This window comes from Vibrio sp. Vb1755, assembly GCF_033338635.1.
GTDB lineage: Bacteria > Pseudomonadota > Gammaproteobacteria > Enterobacterales > Vibrionaceae > Vibrio > Vibrio alginolyticus.
Genome location: NZ_JAWOTA010000148.1, coordinates 1 through 1,409, shown reverse-complemented (window position 1 = coordinate 1,409; position 1,409 = coordinate 1). Strand labels below are relative to the sequence as shown.

At 44.4% G+C, this 1,409-nt stretch carries 1 protein-coding gene and 1 pseudogene; one reads left to right on the top strand and one right to left on the bottom strand.

The features are described 5' to 3' along the window. A pseudogene (locus tag R7E00_RS23420) lies at positions 1 to 378 on the bottom strand (sterol desaturase family protein); the annotation flags it as partial. Between the two features lie 154 nt (positions 379 to 532). Here R7E00_RS23420 and R7E00_RS23415 point away from each other — a divergent pair. Further along, positions 533 to 1,282 carry a tRNA-uridine aminocarboxypropyltransferase gene (locus tag R7E00_RS23415; protein ID WP_318124627.1) on the top strand — a complete coding sequence of 250 codons (750 nt, stop codon included), beginning with the start codon at positions 533 to 535 and terminating at the stop codon, positions 1,280 to 1,282. The last annotated feature ends 127 nt before the right edge of the window (positions 1,283 to 1,409 follow it).

Here is a 1,409-nt window from a genome sequence, read left to right as displayed (position 1 = left end):
CTCGGCATGGTGAATACGATGAATTTTCAATAGCGGTTTAACGCGATGCAAACACAAGTGCTGAACATAGATGATGAGATAGCGAGTAATCACAGCAAGCAACACATTTAACCAACCGGGCAGGGACAGAAGATTGAATAGTCCCCATTGCTGATCATGAGCAATGGCCGCAGCTTGAAACGCAGCGATAGGCATCACTAATGCAATGATCGCGCTATTTAGGGCGACCAAAGAGAGGTTGTTTAACCAGCGAAAGGAACGTTTGACGGTGAGCGTCTTTCTTGGGTGCTTGTTTTCCCAAAGAGTACACAGCAACAATACGCCAATAAAACAGCTAAGTCGCAACCAAGATGGGTCGGTAAACGTGTTTTCAGTCACTGATCTTTCCTTCTTCTACGCATTTGTCGCAATAGACCTTAACTAACGTGAGATTCTTTCAATGTTTGGTCTTTAGAGTAATAACGCTGCCGCCTTGTGAGCGAGCGGTTATACCAGTAGAATCGCGCTCTCGTTTTTATTTGGCATTTCCTTCATGAGAATCCACGCTTTCCATCGTTTATATCAGTATCGTCAATCCATCTCAACGAAGCCTTTCAATGCTCGTGGATGCAAAGTTCAGCGCTGCCCATTCTGTCAGGTTTCAGAGCAACATTGTTTATGTGAATTGCAACCTGATATCGATAGCAATGTCGCGTGCATGCTGATTGTGTCCGAGAACGAAGTGTTTAAGCCAAGCAATACAGGCCGTTTGATTGCTGATACGGTGAAAGAGACTTACGTGTATCAATGGAATCGCACTGAACCTTCACAAGAGATGCTTGATCTTATGTCCAACGATGACTACCAGCCTGTCATTGTTTTTCCTGCCGATTACGTTGATCAACCTGAGCGATTGCTAGATGGATTACACGCTGAGCACTTACATCGCACTGATGGTAATAGCAAAAAGTGGTTGTTGATTTTTATCGATGGTAGTTGGCGTGAGGCGCGAAAAATCTTCCGTCGCTCTGAGTTTTTACAGTCTCTACCAGTCCTATCTATCGAGCCGGAGTGTTTATCAGAATACATCATGCGTCGTTCTGAGAACGAGCAGCATCTTTCGACAGCTGAAGTCGCGACTTTAGTTTTGAAACAAGCCGGTGAGAACAAAGCATCGGAATGCCTTCAATTGTGGTTTGAAGCCTTTAGAGAAACCTACATGCTAACCAAGACCCGAGTCAAAAACGATCCTAATCGACCGCATTTGAAACGTTTCAAAGAGTGGATGAAAACCGAGAGCTGACTCTAAGGAATGAACTTTTGTTGATGGCATGTTGTTCAACTGACTTCAGCGAGGGGATAAATCTGCATTCGGTCACGGTTTGCAGGCGTACAGATATGGATAATGCCATCAGTTTATACTTTTGACT